Source organism: Bifidobacterium sp. ESL0790 (assembly GCF_029395435.1).
Classification (GTDB): Bacteria; Actinomycetota; Actinomycetes; order Actinomycetales; family Bifidobacteriaceae; genus Bifidobacterium.
This window is the reverse complement of the sequence record NZ_CP113915.1, coordinates 1,371,277-1,390,846: the sequence shown is the minus strand read 5'-3', so window position 1 is coordinate 1,390,846 and position 19,570 is coordinate 1,371,277. Positions and strand designations below refer to the sequence as shown.

General features: G+C 60.5%; 12 protein-coding genes. 8 read left to right on the top strand and 4 right to left on the bottom strand.

Annotated elements, in window-relative coordinates:
- Nucleotides 1-414 precede the first annotated feature (414 nt).
- The gene (locus tag OZY47_RS05185) at nt 415-984 is read right to left on the bottom strand and encodes a hypothetical protein (protein WP_277177294.1); all 570 of its coding nucleotides are present in this window, start codon (nt 982-984) and stop codon (nt 415-417) included.
- A gap of 269 nt (nt 985-1,253) precedes the next feature.
- Here OZY47_RS05185 and OZY47_RS05180 point away from each other — a divergent pair, with 269 nt between their 5' ends.
- Nucleotides 1,254-1,676 carry a hypothetical protein gene (locus OZY47_RS05180; RefSeq protein WP_277177293.1) on the top strand — a complete coding sequence of 141 codons (423 nt, stop codon included), beginning with the start codon at nt 1,254-1,256 and terminating at the stop codon, nt 1,674-1,676.
- A gap of 464 nt (nt 1,677-2,140) precedes the next feature.
- Here OZY47_RS05180 and OZY47_RS05175 read toward each other — a convergent pair whose 3' ends face one another.
- Entirely contained in the window at nt 2,141-3,736 is a 1,596-nt protein-coding gene (locus OZY47_RS05175) for a DUF349 domain-containing protein (RefSeq protein ID WP_277177292.1), read from the bottom strand.
- Nucleotides 3,737-3,826: 90 nt separating this feature from the next.
- On the opposite strand from OZY47_RS05175, the gene hisS reads away from it, so the two are divergent.
- The 6 genes from hisS to OZY47_RS05145 all read left to right on the top strand — a co-directional run bounded on the left by hisS (nt 3,827) and on the right by OZY47_RS05145 (nt 10,933).
- Nucleotides 3,827-5,227: a histidine--tRNA ligase gene (gene hisS / locus OZY47_RS05170; protein ID WP_277177291.1), complete on the top strand. Its 1,401-nt coding sequence runs from the start codon at nt 3,827-3,829 to the stop codon at nt 5,225-5,227.
- A 54-nt stretch (nt 5,228-5,281) separates the two neighbouring features.
- The gene (aspS, locus tag OZY47_RS05165; RefSeq protein WP_277177290.1) at nt 5,282-7,081 is read left to right on the top strand and encodes an aspartate--tRNA ligase; all 1,800 of its coding nucleotides are present in this window, start codon (nt 5,282-5,284) and stop codon (nt 7,079-7,081) included.
- Between the two features lie 220 nt (nt 7,082-7,301).
- Complete coding sequence (locus OZY47_RS05160; protein WP_277177289.1) at nt 7,302-8,051, top strand: amino acid ABC transporter ATP-binding protein; 750 nt, start codon at nt 7,302-7,304, stop codon at nt 8,049-8,051.
- A 150-nt stretch (nt 8,052-8,201) separates the two neighbouring features.
- Nucleotides 8,202-9,014 carry a glutamate ABC transporter substrate-binding protein gene (locus OZY47_RS05155; protein WP_277179173.1) on the top strand — a complete coding sequence of 271 codons (813 nt, stop codon included), beginning with the start codon at nt 8,202-8,204 and terminating at the stop codon, nt 9,012-9,014.
- The gene (locus tag OZY47_RS05150; RefSeq protein ID WP_277177288.1) at nt 9,011-9,688 is read left to right on the top strand and encodes an ABC transporter permease subunit; all 678 of its coding nucleotides are present in this window, start codon (nt 9,011-9,013) and stop codon (nt 9,686-9,688) included. The genes OZY47_RS05155 and OZY47_RS05150 overlap by 4 nt, the downstream gene beginning before the upstream one ends.
- Before the next feature lie 3 nt (nt 9,689-9,691).
- Nucleotides 9,692-10,933 (top strand): amino acid ABC transporter permease, encoded by a 1,242-nt coding sequence (locus OZY47_RS05145; RefSeq protein WP_277177287.1) that lies wholly within the window; start codon nt 9,692-9,694, stop codon nt 10,931-10,933.
- 354 nt (nt 10,934-11,287) lie between these two features.
- Here OZY47_RS05145 and OZY47_RS05140 read toward each other — a convergent pair whose 3' ends face one another.
- A complete protein-coding gene (locus OZY47_RS05140) occupies nt 11,288-14,353 on the bottom strand; it encodes a BspA family leucine-rich repeat surface protein (RefSeq protein ID WP_277177286.1) in 3,066 nt (1,021 codons plus the stop codon).
- An 807-nt stretch (nt 14,354-15,160) separates the two neighbouring features.
- On the opposite strand from OZY47_RS05140, the gene OZY47_RS05135 reads away from it, so the two are divergent.
- Nucleotides 15,161-16,366 (top strand): ATP-binding protein, encoded by a 1,206-nt coding sequence (locus tag OZY47_RS05135; RefSeq protein ID WP_277177285.1) that lies wholly within the window; start codon nt 15,161-15,163, stop codon nt 16,364-16,366.
- A 339-nt stretch (nt 16,367-16,705) separates the two neighbouring features.
- On the opposite strand, the gene OZY47_RS05130 is transcribed toward OZY47_RS05135, so the two are convergent.
- Complete coding sequence (locus OZY47_RS05130) at nt 16,706-19,498, bottom strand: BspA family leucine-rich repeat surface protein (protein ID WP_277177284.1); 2,793 nt, start codon at nt 19,496-19,498, stop codon at nt 16,706-16,708.
- Between the last annotated feature and the right edge of the window lie 72 nt (nt 19,499-19,570).

The window sequence follows — 19,570 nt, the reverse complement described above, 5'->3', positions numbered from 1 at the left end:
GTTATAGGCCAAAAAGAGTTGGTTTAGAATTGATATTTTCGCCAGGTGTTGTACGGTTCTCCTTATTGCTCTGCTTTCATATAAAAGCAGAATGCTGGTTTCCAGCGGTTTTCACGGCATTCAGCGTATCCGGCTTCGGCTGCTGTACTCGTTCTTGGATCTTTTGAGCAAGGCCGGATTCCCCTTATTTTTCCTCTCCGAAAAAGAACGGTATAAAACGTCTACTCCCACAAGGCCAAACCTTGGTTATAACCAACTCTTTTTGGCCTATAGTCCGGTTTGCCTGCAACATCGAAGGCAACGCGAAAGCCGGCCCCCATGACAACCACAGGCACTCCGGCTTTCACTTCCCTTTCCCCAGCGGGGTGGGCTTAGTTGCAGAATATGACATTTCTGTATAAAAATCAAATTATTTTAGTCGCAAAATCCTAAATCGTTGATGTCTATTTCAAACGGGAATTCATTTTTCGGGGATTTTCCTTGTGTTGAATTATATATTCCTAGTAGTTGGTCAGGCAACCATAATCTTGCATCCTGTGACCCCGGAATGAAATCGACGTGAAGGTCGTTGATAAATTTTCTGCTACGAAGACCATCGATCAGCCGTATATCACGGGCATTTTGGTGTGATTCTCTTGATTCCATAGTAAGCGAGTGCACATCGTATTTGTGTTCCAGCAAAGGCAGTAAAGATTCAAAGCACTTGTGTCTTGCTCTTTCCTCTTTAGCTCTGGTACTTACCGTGGTCGATATGATGATGGATTGCAATGGGAGACTGGAAAGGATTTTTGTGGTTCGGCTTCGTTGAAAATCGGACATCTCGTACCAATGCAGTTTCGATGATTGAGGCGGCTTGATTAACCCCAACGTGTTTCTGACTTTTGCTTCGTCAAGTTCGCACAGGCATACACCAAGCAGATATGTCAGATTCGAAGAGGGGCTGACGAGCATACTTTCGTCACCCCAAGCTTTGAGCTCCACCATCCCACTCCGTCCCTGTCTGCTGATTATTTCTTACTTTTAAAATAGACTAATGATGCTAATTTATCCAAACGTAAATAAAGGCCTGTCGACAATTCAAGTTTTCTAATGTCTCATAAGAATAAATGTAAATAATCTAAGATAATAAACGAAGCATGTTTTTGGAAACTTGCTTTGGTTGCATTTTGAAAAGTGTGAGTAGGGGAACTGATAATCTGACAAGCAAGAGAAAGCGACAACATGGAGTTATGTAGCCAAAGAAGGTGCGGCGAATGCGAAAGACTGGACGAGGAATCATTGGCGCGATGGCTGCTTTACTCTGTCTAGGCAGTTTGGCTGGGTGTGAGGCCAAAAGCTCTGATCCTAGCGCAAACGAGGTGGCCGATCGGTTCTCGGCGATGGAGAAGTACGATGTCAGCCCCAAAGGCGAGGCGACGACCTTCACCGTATCCAAGGGTGGCACCCTATACGTCTTAGCTCCTCGTGCCGATCTGGAGCAGATGAAGGCCGAAAGCTGCACAATAGACGGCAATCCCATGAAGGCCAGCACCGAAGATCTCAACTACCCGGATTCCAAAGGCAAGAATCTTTTCGCATTCGCACAGGCAAAAGTCAAACAAATTGGTGGCCACAAGCTCAGCTGTACCCAGCCCGGAGCCATTCACCTCAAAGCGTTGTTCGATACCGGTAAATAAATAATCGTGTCGGCAAATGTAAAAGGTGTTTTGCGCCAAAAATAGCGCAATGAGTTCAAACCTGCGATAAAAACGACCAACCTGTTCAAAAGCGTTGCTTTTCGTCGCGGCGAAGTCCCCATTCAGGACGAAAAGCAGTAAAATCACCCCGAAACTCTGCTTTTCTTCCTGTTTGTCTCCTCGCCTGCGTCGAAAAGCAGCGAAATGAGCCCCAACCTCTGCTTCCCGACGCGGCTTCCATCGGTCCTGCGTCATAAAGCAGTAAACCAGGCCCGAAACACTGCTTCCTGACGCAGCGCCTGCCCAAACCAGTGGGAAAAGCGCCAACATGGGCCCGAAATCGTGCTTTTTCCACTGGTTGGGGTTGCGGAAGGTGGGGAAGATATGAGAAGTGACTCGCACCGGACGGGGGACGAGCCACTTTCTCAGTTTGGTTCAGAACCTGTTGGGTTCGATTCCAACTCTCACTTCACGGCGTTGAGCCACTGCTCCTTGGTGGCCTTTTCGGCCTCGAGCTTGCTCTTCTTGGCAGGGTCGGACTCGGCGGCGATCTTGGCGTCGAGCTCGTCGAGCTGGGCCTTGAGCTGGTTCTCGAAGCTGGAGACGCGGGCGTCGGCCTCGGGGTCGCTCTTCTTCCAGGCGGCTTCCTCGACGGCCTTAATCTTGTTGTCGACGGCGTCGAGGCGGCTTTCGATGCGGTGCATGTCCTCACGGGGCACGTAGCCGATCTGGTCCCACTCGTCCTGGATGTTGGCCAGGGCCTGGCGGGCCTTCTTGGCGGCCTTTTCGTCGGCGACCGGCACAAGCGCCTCGGCCTTCTTCAGCAGCTCCTCCTTCTTGGCGAGGTTCTCCTTCTCGTTGGAGCTCATCTGGTCACGGTCGGCCTGGCGCGCGTTGAAGAAGACGTCGCAGGCCTCGCGGAAGCGGGCCCACAGCTCGTCGTCCTCCTTGCGTCCGGCGCGGCCGGCGGCCTTCCAACGGTCCATGAGCTCGTTGAACTGGTGCGAGGTGGCGCCCCAGTCGGTGGAGTCCTTGATCTCGTTGGCCTCGCTGATGATCTCCTCCTTGAGGCGCTTGGTCTCGGCGCGGGAGGCGTCGCGGGCCTGGGCCCACTTGCGGCGGTGCTGGTTGAAGGTCGTGCGGGCGGCGGAGAAGCGCTTCCACAGCGCGTCGGCGGTGGGTTTGTCGATGCGGATGGTGGTGCGCTGGTGCTGCTGCCACTGGTCGAAGAGCGAACGGAACTTGTCGGCGGTGGAGCGCCAATTGGTGTTGTCGCCCAGGCCGGCGGCCAGCGCCTCGGCCTTCTCGACGATCGCGGTACGCTCCTTGATGGCCTTGGCCAGGGCCTCCTTGCGGGCCTCGGCGAGCTCGGTCTTCTTGGTCTCGCCGGCCGCCTTGAGTTCCTCATACTGCTTTTTGAGCGCGGCGATGTCGCCGACGACGGCGGGCTGGGCGGTCTCCTCGGCCAGCGTCTTGATGGACTCGTCGATCTCGTGGGCCTTGATGTTGGCGGCCTTCAGGCGAGTGGCGAAGAGGTCGAGCTTGGCCTTGAGGTCGAGGTAACGGCGCGCGTAGAGCGTCAGCGCCTCCTCGTTGGTGGCTCCCGGAAATTCGCCGACCTCGCGCTCGCCCTCGGCGTCACGCACATAGACGGCGCCCTTCTCGTCCACGCGGCCGAACGACTCGGCCTGCTTGATGTCGGCGTCGGAATAGGTCGGGGTCTTCGGCGCGGCGACGGGGTGCTTCTTGCCCGCCGGCTTCTTGGCGAAGGCCAGGGGAGAGGGGGCGTGCGGCTTCGGCGCTGCGGGAGCGGGAGCCGGAGTTGCCGGAGTCGCCGGGGCTGCAGGCTTGGTTTCGCTGGCTGCCGCGGTCTCGCTGGTTTCCGCGGCCTTGGGAGCCTCTGCTGGAGCTGCCGGGGTATCGTTGCTGGCTGCACTGGAACTGGCTTGTTCGCTGGCCTGCGTTGGCGCGGCGCCTGCTTGCGTGTCGGCGGCGGGCGGCGTTGCCTGCGCTTCGGGTTCGGTGGTGTTTTCGGATTGAGTGACTTGTTCGTCGGCCATGGCCAGCTCCTTCAGGTCTTCGTGTACGGAGGTGTCGAAAGGCGAGGCGCGGGCCCCGATTTTCCACAACAACTCTTATTATAGGGAGTTATGGCTAAAGGTGCATCAATATCAGGATTTCCGGAGTGGCTGCCCAGCGAACGGGTGGTCGAGCAGCGTGTGATAGACACCGTGCGCAAGGTCTTTGAGCTCAATGGTTTCATTGGCATCGAGACCCGTGCGGTCGAAGAGGGGTCAAGCCTGCTGAAAAAAGGTGAGACGAGCAAGGAGATCTACCTGCTTTCGCGTCTCCAGGAGGTCGGCCACGAGTCCGACACCCCGATCGAGCAGCGCCTGGGGCTGCATTTCGACCTCACCGTGCCGCTGAGCCGGTACGTGGTCGAGCATTCCGGGCAGCTCACGTTCCCGTTCAAGCGCTGGCAGATTCAGAAGGTCTGGCGCGGGGAGCGTCCGCAGGAGGGCCGTTTCCGCGAGTTCGTGCAGGCCGATATCGACGTGATCGGCAATGGTGAGCTGGAGGACCATTACGAGGTCGAGCTGCCGCTGGTCATGGTGCAGGCGCTTGAGGAGCTGCGCCGGTTCGGGCTTCCCAAGGCCACCGTGCACGCCAATAACCGCAAGCTTTCCGAGGGATTCTACCGTGGGCTTGGCCTGACCGACGTCGAGGGCGTGCTGCGTGAGATTGACAAGCTCGACAAGATCGGCGGCGACGAGGTCGTTAAGCTCTTGGTCAGCGAATGTGGCGCCAGCGAGGCCCAGGCGCGCGCCTGCCTCGAATTGGCCGAGCTGACTGCCGCGAACGGCGACGAGCTGCACCAGAAGTTCGATGAGCTGTGCGCCAAGCACGGCATCGGCACTGATAGCGACGCCTATAAGTTCGCCATCGAAGGGCTCGACACCCTGGCGATGATCGTGGACGAGGCCGCCGCCATCCGCCCGGGCTCCGTGATCGCGGACCTCAAGATCGCGCGTGGCCTTGATTACTACACCGGTTCGGTCTACGAGACCTTCCTCGAGGGCGCGGAATCGCTGGGCTCCATCTGCTCCGGCGGACGCTACGACAATCTCGCCTCGCAAGGCAACAGGAAATACCCGGGCGTCGGCCTTTCCATCGGCCTGTCGCGCCTGGTTTCCTACATGCTGCATACCGCCGGGGCCCACGCCTCGCGCGTCTCGCCGGCCTCCGTCATGGTGGCCGTGTGGAATGAGGGCGACCGTCTGGCCTCCAACCACATCGCCTCCCAGCTGCGCGCCCGTGGCATCGCCGCCGACGTCGCGCCCAAGGCGACCAAGCTCGGCAAGCAGATCCACTACGCCGACAGGCTCGGCATCCCCTACGTGTGGTTCCCGGCGGACGCCGCGGGCGACGGCGAGGGGAGCGCGCGCGACGAGGTCAAGAACATCGTCACCGGCGAGCAGGTGGCGGCCGACGCCACGTCATGGCGACCCGATAGTGTGTATGCTCAGCAAACCGTCAATCTGGATGCCTGAACAAACGCGGTTTCTCGCGGTTTTGTTGGTTTTAAGTAAAGGAATAGAGGAAGCATGAGCCAGACGGCTTATAGAACACATCACGCCGTTGAGGTAACCGAGGATCTCATCGGCAAGAAGGTCACCCTTGCGGGATGGATCGACCGCAGGCGCGACCACGGCGGCGTGGCGTTCATCGACCTGCGCGACAGCACCGGCCTGGTGCAGATCGTCATCTACGACGAGGAGATCGCCCGCCCGTTGCGCAGCGAGTTCGTGGTGCAGGTCGTCGGCGAGGTGCGCGAGCGTCCGGAAGGCAACGAGAACGAGCACCTTTCCACCGGCAAAGTCGAGGTCGTCGTCGAGAGTCTCAAGGTGCTGGCCAAGTCCGATGCGCTGCCGTTCCAGGTCTCCACCGCCCTCGAGAACGAGGCGGAGAACAAGCTGCCCGGCGAGGACGTGCGCCTCAAGTATCGCTACCTTGATCTGCGTCGTCCCTCCATGCAGGCCAACCTGAAGCTGCGCAGCGACATGACCCGCGCCGCCCGCCACGCGCTGGAGGATATGGACTTCACCGAGGTGGAGACCCCGACCTTCATCAAGTCCACCCCTGAGGGCGCCCGCGATTTCGTGGTGCCGGCACGCCTGGTGCCCGGTTCCTGGTACGCGCTGCCGCAGTCCCCGCAGCTCCTGAAGCAGCTGCTGATGGTCGGTGGCGTCGAGCGCTATTACCAGCTTGCGCGCTGCTACCGCGACGAGGACTTCCGTGCCGACCGTCAGCCTGAGTTCACCCAGCTCGACATCGAGATGAGCTACGTGGACCAGGAGGACGTGATGGCCATGGCCGAGAAGGTCATCGCCGCCATCTGGAAGACCCAGGGTTACGACGTCAAGCTGCCGCTGCCGCGCATCACCTGGCAGGAGGCCATGGACAAGTACGGCTCCGACAAGCCGGACCTGCGTTTCGGCAACCCGATCGTGGAGCTCACCGACTACTTCAAGAACACGCCGTTCCGCGTCTTCCAGGCGCCGTATGTGGGCGCCGTGGTCTTTGAGGGTGGTGCGGACACTCCGCGCCGCCAGTTCGACGCATGGCAGGAATGGGCGCGCCAGCGTGGGGCCAAGGGCCTCGCCTACGTGCAGTTCACCGGCGACGGCACCCTCAAGGGGCCTGTGGCCAAGAACCTTTCCGACGAGGAGCGCAATGGGCTCAAGGAGGCCGTGGGGGCCAAGGATGGCGACGCGGTGTTCTTCGCCGCGGGCGCCCGCGAGTCCTCGCAGCTGCTGCTCGGCGCCGCGCGTGTGGAGATCGCGCGTCGCGCCGGCCTGCTCGACCCGAAGAAGTTCGCGTTCACCTGGGTGGTCGACTTCCCGCTCTTCAAGCGCACCGACGACCCGGATGACGACGATGTGGCCGTGGGCCACTCCAAGTGGACCTCTATGCACCACCCGTTCACCATGCCTTCGGCCGACTGGATTGATAAGTTCGATAAGGATCCGGAGCACGCGATGAGCGACTCCTACGACATCGTCTGCAATGGCGAGGAGATGGGTGGCGGCTCGGTGCGTATCCACCGCAACGACATCCAGGAGCGCGTGCTCGACGTGCTTGGCATCGGCGAAGAGGAAGCCCAGGAGAAGTTCGGCTTCCTGCTCGAAGCGTTCAAGTACGGCGCGCCGCCTCACGCGGGCATCGCCCTGGGCTGGGACCGCACGGTCTCCATCCTGGCCGGCGCCAGCTCCATCCGCGACGTCATCGCCTTCCCGAAGGCCGGCGGCGGCCGCGACCCGCTCACCGGAGCCCCCGCCCCGATCTCGGCCGCCCAGCGCGCCGAAACCGGCGTCGACTACGACCCCGACGAGGACGACGAGTAGTCGGCCGATTCGGTAGCCAACTCTCAATGCAAAGCGCCCAGCCCCTCATCGGCTGGGCGCTTTCGTATTCCGATTATTCCATCGCGATGTCGACGCGGTCTCCGCGAGGCGGACGAACAATAGCAGATGCACAGGGACGAAATCCAAAATTTCGCTGGTAACTATGTGGTAACAGTGTGTGGATATACTACATTTCATGTCAGATACCAATGAAAACGCAATGCAAGAGAGCGAGCGACCGCTGGTCGAGCTCTCACATGTGGAGAAGCACTTCGGCAAGCTCCACGTCCTCAAGGACATCAACCTCAAGGTCAACAAGGGCGAGGTGCTCGTGGTCGTGGGCCCGTCCGGCTCCGGCAAATCGACCATGTGCCGCACCATCAACCGCCTGGAGACCATCGATTCCGGCACCATCCGTATCGATGGCCAGCCGCTGCCCCAGGAGGGCAAGGAGCTGGCGAACCTGCGCGCCGAGGTGGGCATGGTCTTCCAGCAGTTCAACCTCTTCGCCAACAAGACGATCCTCGAGAACGTGACGCTCGCGCCGATCAAGGTGCGCCATATGGACAAGAAGGACGCCAACGACCTCGGCATGGACCTGCTCGCCCGCGTGGGCGTGGAGAGCCAGGCCGAGAAGATGCCATCGCAACTCTCCGGCGGTCAACAGCAGCGCGTCGCCATCGCCCGCGCCCTGGCCATGCAGCCCAAGATCATGCTCTTCGACGAGCCCACCAGCGCCCTCGACCCCGAGATGGTCAACGAGGTGCTCGACGTGATGATCGGGCTGGCCAAGGAGGGGATGACGATGATCTGCGTCACCCACGAGATGGGCTTCGCACGCCAGGCCGCGCACCGCATCGCGTTCATGGCCGACGGGCGCATCCTCGAGCAGGGCACCCCCGACCAGTTCTTCGACCATCCCAAGACCGAGCGCGCCAAGGACTTCCTCTCGAAGATCCTCACGCACTGACGGCCGAGGCAAGGAAGCATGTTTATGACGAGATTTACCAACCATGCCATGCGCGGCGACCTATCGCACGGCCGGACCAGTGCCAGCGCCCAGGGTGCCCGCGGTGGCCGCGCCGCGCACGCCAACCCCGCCGCCCGCATCTGGCGCCGCATCCTCGCGGCCTTCTGCGCCGTGGCCTGCCTGTTCACCGTGGCGGCGTGCGGCTCGAGCAACGAGGCGGGCAAGATCCGCATCGGCATCAAATTCGACCAGCCGGGCGTCGGCTTCAAGAAGTCTGGCACCTACGTCGGCTTCGACGTGGACGTGGCCCGCTACATCGCCCGCAAACTCGGCTATTCCGACGACCAGATCGTCTGGAAGGAGGCGCCGAGCAAGCAGCGCGAGGCCATGCTGCAGAACGGTGACGTCGACATGATCGTCGCCAGCTACTCCATCACCGACGAGCGCAAGAAGGCCGTGAGCTTCGCCGGCCCGTATTTCGTGGCCGGGCAGGACCTCATGGTCCGCAAGGACGACCGCGACATCACCGGCCCCGACAGCCTCAACGGCAAGCGCCTCTGCTCCGTGACCGGCTCCACGTCGGCCGAGGTGGTCAAGCAGAAGTTCGCCTCCAAGGTGCAGCTGATGGAGCAGCCCGGCTACGCGGAATGCGCGACGGCCCTCTTCAGCGGCATCGTCGACGCGGTGACCACCGACGACATCATCCTCGCCGGCCTCGCTTCGAACGCGCGCGGCAAGCTGCGCCTGATCGGCAAACCTTTCACGCAGGAGTATTACGGCGTGGGCGTCAAAAAGGGCAACGTGAAGTTCACCAAGAGGATCGACAAGGCCATCGCCCAGATGGAGAAGGATGGCTCCTGGCAGCGCTACATCAACGACAACACCCGTGGCGTCACATACAAGCCGAACATGAAATACAACCCGCCCACGCCGGACCTTGGCAAGACGGGGGTGAGCAAATGAGTGATTTCCTGCAATTATTCACCCAGTACAACGTGCCCGGCGCGTTCCTGGTCAACATCGAGCTGACGCTCTGGTCGGCCCTCTTCTCGCTGATTCTCGGCGTGATCCTGCTGATGATGCGCATCTCGCCGATCTCGTCGCTGCGCACGGTGGCGGGCGGCTATGTGGAGTTCTTCAAGAACATGCCGCTGACCATCATCATGGTCTTCATGGTCCTCGGCGCCTTCGCGCAGCTCAAGCTGACCTTCTCCGACACCTTCGCCACCAACTTCTTCTGGCTGGCGGTCACCGGGCTTTCGCTCTACACCGCGGCGTTCGTCTGCGAGTCGCTGCGTTCCGGCATCAACACGGTGCCGCTGGGCCAGGCCGAGGCCGCCCGCGCGCTGGGGCTGAACTTCATGCAGTCGGCCACGCAGATCATCCTGCCGCAGGCCTTCCGCGGCTCGGTCGCCCCACTGGGCAACACGCTTATCGCGCTGCTCAAGAACTCGACCGTCGCGGCCGCCGCGTCCGTGGCCACCGAGACCTCGAGCCTGATGAGCGAGATGATCGAGTTCCACGCGAACTCCATCGTCGGCATCTTCCTGATCTTCGCGTTCGGCTACGTCATCCTGATCATCCCCATCGGGGCGCTGACCACATTCCTTTCCAACAAGCTCGCGGTGAGGAGGTAAGCCATGGCCAAGAACACGAATGAAAGCTCGCTGCTTTTCGACGAGCCGGGCCCCAAGGGCAAACGCAACATCCGCATCGCCAACTGGATCGGCGGCATCATCGTCGCCATCGTGGTGGTGCTCATCCTCATGCGCCTGCACAACCCGCCGCAGGGCGAGAACCAGCTTGACTGGCAGCTGTGGAAGCCGGCGCTGGACGGCGAGGCGTGGACCGACTTCTATCTGCCGGGCCTTTTGATGACGCTCAAGGCCGCCGTGCTCGCGGTGATCGGATCGGTGCTTTTCGGCCTGGTCTTCGGCATCGGGCGCCTGCTGCCCAACACCCTGCTGCGTGGCGTCTCCGGCGTGATTGTCGAGTTCTGCCGCGCCGTGCCGGTGCTGATGTTCATGATTTTCTTCTGGCGCTTCTTCTCGTTCGCGGGCATCCAGAGCGCCGCCTACTGGGCCGTGGTGCTGGGGCTGATCCTCTACAACGGGTCCGTGGTGGCCGAGCTCGTGCGAAGCGGCGTCGGCAACCTGCCCGGCGGCCAGCGCGAGGCGTCGTTGGCGCTTGGCCTGACGACCACGCAGTCGCTGATGCAGATCGAGGTGCCGCAGGCCGTCTACGCGATGCTGCCGGCCGCGGTGACCCAGCTGGTCGTCGTGCTGAAGGACACGGCGCTCGGCTCGATCATCATGTATACCGACCTCTTGCAGGAATCGCGCCGCCTGGGCTCGATGTACTTCAACATCCTGCAGACCCTGGTGGCGGCAGGCGTGGTCTACTTCATCGTCTGCTGGCTGCTCTCCAAGCTCGCGGAATGGCTGCCGAGCCGCATGCAGGCCCGCACCGCCGCGCCCGCCGAGCCCGAGCCCGTCGCCCCGATCGCGATCATGGACGCCTCGAACGTCAACCAGATCGCGGTGGCCAAGGAGGTGGACGAGGACCGTTACGGCGGCGTGCCGCGCCAGTACCACGTGCACCATCGCGGCACCAACGCCTCGGTCCACCACTGGAGGCAGACCCGCTACGAGCAGGGCTACGATTCCACCCAGCCCGACAGCGAGCGTGAGCCCGAGCGCCACGAGATCCCGCGCCCGAACCTGCACACGCATTCCCACTCGCATACGCATGCGCACGGGGAGAAGGGACCGGACGGAGCCGGCAAGGCTGGCAAGGCCAGTGGTGAGGCCGGCAAGAACGACAAGTCTGGCAAGGCTGGAACCCGCGGAAACGAGGGCGAGGCTGAGCGCAAGGACGAGTAGCCCGCACGCGCGTCACCGTTGAAGATGGCGGTCATCGGAGCATTTCGGTGGCCGCCATCTTTGTTATGCCGTTGTTGTTGTGCTGACGGCGCTGGCCCTCCAGCGGTCGTTTCGTGCCCCTATGCATGTTTCCTATCGCTGATCGCAAGTCAGCGATACTTTTTGTCCACTGATGTACATTTCCTGTCGTTGATTGCGCGTCAGTGATACTTTTTGTCCTCTGATGTGTGTTTTCTATCGCTGATTGCGTGTCAGCGATAGTTTTTGTTCATTTATGTACGTTTCCTATCGCTGAGGTCACTGTCAGTGATACTTTTTGTTCACTGATGTACGTTTTCTATTGCTGAGCGCTCGTCAGCGATAGTTTTTGGTTGTGGGTGGATGTTTTCTATCGGTGAGGTGTGGCGGGTTTGAGTGTTGTGGTGGTGAGTTGTGGCGTGGTGGTGAGTTGTCTACTTGGTGTGGCGTGGACCTCGACCAGTGTGTTTGGCGGCGTGGTGGTTGGTGGTGGTGAAGCCGTGGGGCGCCGGCCTGATGCGGCCGGTGGGGGGTGACCAGGCGGAGGCCGTGGTTGCGGCGGTTGCGCAGCAGGGTGGTGAGCCCGATGAGCGTCACGGCGAGCAGGATGAGCAGGAGTTTGGACCAGAGTTCGGCCGGGCCGCCGGTGAGCGGGATGGCGGTGATGGGGTCGGTGATCTTCTTGGTGAAGGGCTCGCTGGTGTTGAGCCCGTCACTCAACACGTATTGGACCTTCTTGGCTCCGGTGACGGCGATTGGCTTGGTGGCGGTGAAGTGGCCTCCGGGGCCGGCGGTGACGGTGAGCGTCGTGGTGGTGCCTCCGCCGTCGGGCCAGCTGATGGGGGTGTTGGTGTTGTCGAGCCAGCTGATGGTCAGCGTGTCGCCGGGCTCGGCGACGGCCTGAGACCGGTCTGAGCTCATGGCCACGCCGCCGGCCCCGGCTGGCGCTGCGTACGCGTCGGCCACGGCGGGCGCGACCATGTCCACGTTGCCGTCCTTGCCGGTGGACCAGTAGCCGAGGGGACCGCCCGCGTCCTTCACTCTAGCGGTGACGGTCACCTTGGTGCCGGTTCCTATCTGGTCGGCGGCCTCCATACTCGCCAGGCTGGGCGCGTCGGTAAGGTCTGCGGTCCAGTTGCTGCCGTCGATGTCGGCTTCGGCGTCCATGTGTTGTTCGGTGCCGGTCGAGTCGGTCCAGGTGAACCGTACGGGAATGGTGTCGTCGCCACGCAGGTCCGAGGCGGTGCCGGTGGCCCGGATGCTTTTGGACCCGCCACCCATGTCGTGCGGCCAGGTGACCGAGTCAACGTTCGGGATGGGCATGGGGTTCCATTGGGGGGTCACGGTCAGGAACCCGTCCTGGGTGAGGGTGTCGCCGGGGATGTGGGCGGTGTTGCCGGTGTCGATCCAGCTGAGACGCCTGTTCGCTGAGCCTGTCAGCCCGGTTGACCTGGCCACGGTGCAGGTCCCGGCCCCGGTCCAGTCGAGGCAGGGATGCGGGTAGTCGCCCACGGTCCCGTCGCCGTGCGTGTACTGAATGCCTATTTTGGCGACGCCGAACCACGTCGGCTGGGTCACCGCGGTGGTGAACGCGTCGGCGGGGATGCTGTCGGACTGGAATTGGGGCAGGGCGTAGGTGGTGGACCCGTCGGGGAATGTCGTCGGCTGCAGCGCGCCTTCCACAGAGATGGTCTTGACAGGGCTTGCGGGGAAGACCGACTGACGGATCTGCTGGTCGAGTTTACCCGTGTTCGCGCCCAAACGGATGCGTTGCAGGCTGGTGTTACTGAACATGTCGGTCGTATCGGTCACGCCATTCGTGTTCCAGCCGCTCAGGTCGAGGGTGGCGAGCGAGGAGGCGTTTCTGAACATCTTGCTCGTATTGGTGAGTTGAGGGGTCGTCCAACTGCTCAGGTCAAGGCTGGTGAGCGAGGACATGCGATCGAACATGCTGCTTGCATTGGCAAGGCTACTGGTGTCCCATCCGCTGACGTCAAGTGTGGTCAGGGTGGCATCCTCGTTGAACATCGCGAACATGGTGGTGACGTTGCCGGTGTCCCAATTGCTGACGTCAAGTGTGGTCAGGGCTATATCGGCGTAAAACGTCTCGTTCATGGTGGTGACCTTGCTGGTGTCCCACCCGCTGACGTTAAGCGTGGTCAGGGCGGCATCCCCGGCGAACATCTGACTCATGTCGGTGACGTTGGAGGTGCCCAATCCCACTGTGGTCAGATTGGACAGGTTTATACAATAATAGAACATTCCATCCATGGTGATGGGGTTGCCGTCCATGGTCCAATGATCCATCTTGATGTCGGTGACTTTGCTGTTGAAAGAGAAGAGCCCGCTGAGGTCGGTCACGTGGGGCAGGTTCCAGCCGGTCAGGTTGTAGTGGGTGACGGTGGTGCCCACGGAGGAGTCCGTGAACAGGTTGGCCATGCTGGTCGCGTCGCCCGTGTCCAGATAGGAGAGGTCCACGTTCACGGCGGCGGATGTCTTGATCATCGCGGGAATCAGGCTGATGGTGGTCTGGTTGGTGGTCCAATGGTCCATCTTCAGCGTGGTTGTTCCACCGCTGGAGAAGTATTGTGCGTTGGTGACGCTGGTGATGTTCCACCCTCCCAGACTCAAATTCGTGATTCCCGACATATAGAATATGGCGCTCATGTTGGTGACGTGGCTGGTGTTCCAGCCTGACAAGTTGAGACTTTTTAGGCTGTGACATTCTCTAAATGCGGCGAAGAGGTCGATAAGGCTGTCTGTGTGCCAGCCACTCATATCCACGTTTGAGAGAGCGGGACAATAGTCGAACATGGAATTCATGCTGACGATGCGGCTGACGTCAAGATTCGGAGCGGAGAATGACGTGAGGGCTCTCATCTGGGAGCACCATGTATATAGGCTGGTGAACCCGGGTTGCAAAACCAGGCCGTCAATGGTTAACGAGGTGACTTTGGTTTTGTAGCCGTTTTCCTGCCAGGGGAGTTTTGTCGAATCGTAGTTTTGGCTGAGTGTTCCGCCGGTGACGGTCATGTTGCAGGCGGAGTCGATGGTCCAGTCGATGTAATCGCCGGAGGGGCCGCCGTGCGCGCTGCCCTGCCAGGTCGCCGTGGTCGGCGTGCACGAGCCCTGCGGGCCCACCTGCGGTTGCCCGGCCGGATTCGCTTGGTGGATTACGGCCGGTGGTTTGGCGGCCTGCGTCTTTTTCGGAGACTGGATGAATGAGGTCTCGTGGATCGAGCCTGAGCGTGTGCCTTGACGATCGGAACGTGTGGAGCCGCGGAAATCGGAATGCGTCGAACTGCCAGAATCTGAGGGTGTGGAGCTGCGGTGCTTCGAATCGGTTTTGTGGTCGTGACGTGAGTTTGCGGACGAATGTGACGAAGTGTCATGATTCAACAACGATGAGAGCGACGGTAAAGATAAAGATGAGAAGTGATTAGTTTGGGTTGGTGAGTTGTGATAAGAATTGGTCGTCAGGACTGCGGGGGGGGGTCGATCTCGGTGCTTTTTTGGTTGTCCACATTCGATAGGTTGCCTGTGAGGGGCGCGAGCATCGCCGCGCACGCGAGGACGGACACCACCACGTTCAACATCGGATAACCCCTTCAAGACACCGTTCCAAGCCCCACGACCGCATCACAGGCGCAACCCAGGAAAGGCCGCGCGCGAGCGTGTCGCATTGCCGAAGATGGGTCAATATTATAACGTCCGAGTGACCACAGTCTAATTAATCTTGTGTTCTGATGATGATTCGTCCGACGAAACCGCCAGATTCAGCCAATTCGTATGACCTAAAATCTTGTGGTCGCGTGTCGTCTTGACCTATTATCCCGGCGTGTCATACGGTTTGCGACGTCAGAAATCTGTGACTTCAGATATCCGCGATATCGGAAACGTCACGGGTGCCGTTCGCCGCTTCCTCTCCGACGCCACCGCTGGCTTCGTGCCATGGCTACTCGCCCTGTGGCTGGCACATTACGCTGGTGCGTCACGTGGTTCTCAATCAGTTGGCGCGGCTCCATTGCCGTCAATGAATTCGAAGAGCCTAATGTATGATTATGGAAAGTCTAATGTCAGATTATGGATATTCCTAATGTATGATTATGGAAAAGTCTAATGTTGGATTGGGGAACTTTATAATGTATGATTATGGAGATTCCTAATGTATGATTTACGGTAATTCGGTAGCAGAAAGGAACGGGAACGATGATTCCTCGGCAACTTGAGGCGCGCCTTCGCAAGATGGCGACATGGTTTCCCGTCATCTCCTTGACCGGCCCCAGGCAGAGCGGCAAGTCGACGTTGATACGCGAGGCCTTTCCCGATTACGATTACATCAATCTCGAGGACGAGAACATCCGTGCCATCGCGTCGGACGACCCTGTGGGGTTCATACGCAACCGTCCCCGCAGGCTGATCCTCGACGAGGTCCAGTACGTGCCGAGCCTGTTTTCCTCCATCCAGGTCTTCTCGGACGAATCACAGGCCGCGGGGCAGTATATTCTTTCCGGTTCGCAGAATTTCCTGCTCCTCAAACGCATACGCCAGTCGTTGGCGGGAAGGGTCGGCATACTGCGCCTGTTGCCCTTCTCGTTCGCGGAGCTGGAAAACAGGACGTTCGACAGGGCCGGCATACGTTTCGGCGACGGGCGTGACGACGTGGACGCGTTCATGCTGCGAGGCGGATATCCGCGGCTATACGGTTCGGACATCGAGCGGCTTCCGTTCTTCGCCAGCTATGAGAACACGTATATCGCGCGTGACGTGGCGGACTATCTGGACGTGCGCAACGTCTCCGCGTTCGGCTCGTTCCTTCGCCTGTGCGCCCAACAAGTGGGCAACCTCATCAATTACAGCAACATGGCGCGTGACGTCGGCGTGGATGTGAGGACGGTGAAGTCGTGGCTGTCGATCCTCGAATCGAGCTATATCGCCCTCCCGTTGATGCCGTACCACAGGAACCCCGGCAAAAGGCTGACGAAAACCCCGAAACTCTACTTCTACGACACCGGGCTGCTGTGCCATCTGCTGAGGATCCGGAGTTTGGGGCAGTTGCTGACGCATCCGATGCTGGGAGCCATTTTCGAGAACCTCATCGTCTCCGAGACCGTGAAACGCTATACGAACGCGGGGCAGGAGCCGGAGCTGTACTTCTATCGCGACGAGGACAAGCGCGAGGTGGACCTGATCGACCTCACCGACCCTGGGGACCCGGGGATGTTCGAGATCAAGGCCTCGGAGACCTATCACGGCAAGTTCGCCAAGACGCTGACGGGCATCGGCCAACAGCTGGGCATCCCCGCGGAGCATCGCGCGGTCGTCTACCGTGGGTCGATGTCGTCCTCGTTCGCCGAGTTCAACCTGGTCACCGCGCCGGATTACCTTGGGCGGGAGGCCAAGCCGCAGGAATGATTCACGGCGGAGTGGCGGGTTGGTGGATTGGTAGATTGGCGGATTGGCGTTCCGGCTTCGGCTTCGGCGGCCTCCACCTTTTGCCGTCATCTTTGTTGTTCCGCGCGTCTATGTACGTTTCCTGCCGCTGATTGCGTGTCAGTGATACTTTCTGTCCACATATGTACGTTTTCTATTGCTGATTGCGAGTCAGCGATAGTTTTTGGTTGTGGGTGGACGTTTTCTATCGGTGAGTTGCGTGGCGTGGTGGGTTTGGGCTGTGTGGTGGCGAGTTGCGGCGTGGGTCAGTTGTGTGGTGGTGAGAGTTGTGGCGCGGTTTAGTGGCGTTGGGCGTGGTGATTACTTGGTGTGGCGGAGGCCGTGGGCGGTGTGTTTGGCGGCGTGGTGGAGCTTGGCGTGCGATGGGGCAGTGGAGGCCGATGAAGGGTTGGCCCCCATGCCCACGGAGTGGTGGTCGTTGGATTGGTGGGTTGTGGCGTGGTGGTCCGTTGTGTGGCGGTTGGCGTGATGGTTGCGCGTCGGTGTTCCACTCGTGGTTTTGCCGTTGGTGGTGAGGTTATGGAAAATTGGCATGGTGTGGCCAGTGGGGGTGACGAGGCGGAGGGTGTGGTTGCGGCGGTTGCGGAGGGTGGTGGTGGCTCCGATGAGCAGCATGGCCATGAGGATGAGCAGGAGCTTGGACCATAGTTGGGCCTCGCCGCCGGTGAGGGGGATGGCGGTGATGGGATCGGTGATCTTCTTGGTGACGGGCTCGCTGGTGTTGATGCCGTCGCTCAGGACGTATTGGACTTTCTTGGCGCCGGTGACGGCTAGTGGCTTGGTGGCAGTGAACCGGCCTCCGGGCCCGGCGGTGACGGTGAGCGTCGTGGTGGTGCCTCCGCCGTCGGGCCAGCTGATGGGGGTGTTGGTGTTGTCGAGCCAGCTGATGGTGACCGTGTCGCCGGGCTCGGCGACGGCCTGAGACCGGTCTGAGCTCATGGCCACGCCGCCGGCCCCGGCTGGCGCGGCGTACGCGTCAGCCACGGCGGGCGCGACCATGTCGGGATAGCCGTCCTTGCCGGTGGACCAGTAGCCGAGGGGACCGCCGGCGTCCTTGACTCGCGCGGTGACGGTCACTTTGGTGCCCGTGCCGACTTTATCGGTGTCTTTGATGCTGGCGAAGCTGGGCGCGTCGGTGAGGTCCGCGGTCCAGTTGCTGCCGTCGATGTCGGCTTCGGCGTCAGCGTGTTGTTCTGTGCCGGTGTTGTCGGTCCAGGTGAACCGCACGGGGATGGTGTCGTCGCTACGCAGATCGGTGGCGGTGCCCGTGGCGCGAATGCTCTTGGAACCTCCGGCCAGGTCGTGCGGCCAGGTGACCGTCGTGACGGCGGGCACGGGCATGGGGTTCCACTGGGGTGTGACGCTCAGGAATCCGTCTTGGGTCAGGGTGTCGCCGGGGATGTGGGCGGTGCTGGCGCCGTCGATCCAGCTGAGACGCCTGTTCGCGGAGCCGGTCAGCCCGGCTGAGTTGGCTATGGTGCAGGTCCCGGCGCCGGTCCAGTCGAGGCAGGGATGCGGGTAGTCGCCCACGGTCCCGTCGCCGTGCGTGTACTGGATACCCCGTTTGGCGTTGCCGAACCAGGTCGGCTGGGTCACCTCGGCGGTGAAGGTGTAGAAGGGGATGTTGTTGGATTGGAAGTGGCGCAGGCCGTAGGTGGTGGAGCCGTCCGGGAATGTCGTCGGTTGTGCCGCGCCTTCTGCATAGATGGTTTTGACAGGGCTGTTGGGAAAGACTGAGTCTCGGATCTGCTCGTCGAGCTTTCCCGTGTTCGCGCCCAGGCGTATGCGCTGCAGGCTGGTGCCGTCGAACATGCCGGAGGCGTCGGTCACACCGTTGGTGTCCCACCCGCTCAGGTCGAGGGTGGTCAGTGACGAGGCGCCTTTGAACATCTCTTTCGGCACCTTAAGTCGTGGAGTGGTCCAACTGCTGAGATCGAGGGTGGTGATTGAGGACACGCCTTTGAACATCGAGTCTGCATCCACAAGACTACTGGGGTTCCACCCGCTGACGTTAAGCGTGGTCAGGGCGGAATCCTGATAGAACATGAACCTCATGTTGGTGACTTTGCTGGTGTCCCACCCGCTGACGTTAAGCGTGGTCAGGGCGGAATCCTGACAGAACATGTGGTCCATGCTGGTGACGTTACGGGTGTCCCACCCGCTCGTGTCAAGTTCGGCCAGGGAAGTAGTTTCCCAGAACATGTAGGTCATATCGGTGACGTTCACGGTGTCCAATCCCGCTGCGGTAAGGCTCGACAGGTTGTGGCATTGCTCGAACATTCCGACCATGGTGATGGAGCTGCCGCCCATCGTCCAATGGTCCATCTTGATGCCGGTGACTGTACTGTTGTCGTAGAAGAGATCGCTGAGGTCGGTGACTTGGGGCAGGTTCCATCCGGTTAGATCGTATTCGGTGATGGTGGTGCTCGCGTTGGAATCTTTGAAAAGGTCGGCGAGGTTGGTGGCGTTGCCGGTATTCAGGTTTGAGAGGTCCACGCTGGTCGCGGCTGGGGCCGACTTGATTGCCGTTGACAGGGAAGCCGCAGAGGTTTGGCTGGTTTTCCAATTGGTCATCTTCAGCTTATTCAGCGAATTGCAAGAGCCAAACATGCCTATAGCGTTGGTGACTTTGGAGAAGTCCCATCCGTCGATATTCAAATTGCTGAGGGCCGTATTATTGACAAATGTGTTCCACATGCTGTAGACGTTGCCGGTTTTCCAGCCGCTTAGATTGGCGCTGGAGAGGTGGCTGGAAGAGTCAAACATAAAGCGCAGGTCTCTGATGTTACTGGTATCGAGATTCGGCGCGGAGAAAGACCCAAGCGCTCCCATGTCGGAGAACCAATGATACATGTTGGTGACTCCGGGCTGGAGGGTCAGGTTGTTGATGGTCAGTGAGGTGACTTTGGAATCGTAGCCGTTTTCCAACCAAGGGAAATATATGTAATAGTAGTCATAGCTGAGGGAGCCGCCGGTGACGGTCATCTGGCAGGCGGAGTTTATGGTCCAGTCGATGTGGTCGGTGGTGGGGCCTCCGTAGGCGCTGCCCTGCCATGTCGCCGTCGTCGGCGTGCACGAGCTTTGCGGGCCCACCTGCGGTTGACCGGCCGGATTTGCTTGGTGGATTACAGCCGGTGGTTTGGCGGCCTGCGTCTTTTTTGGGGA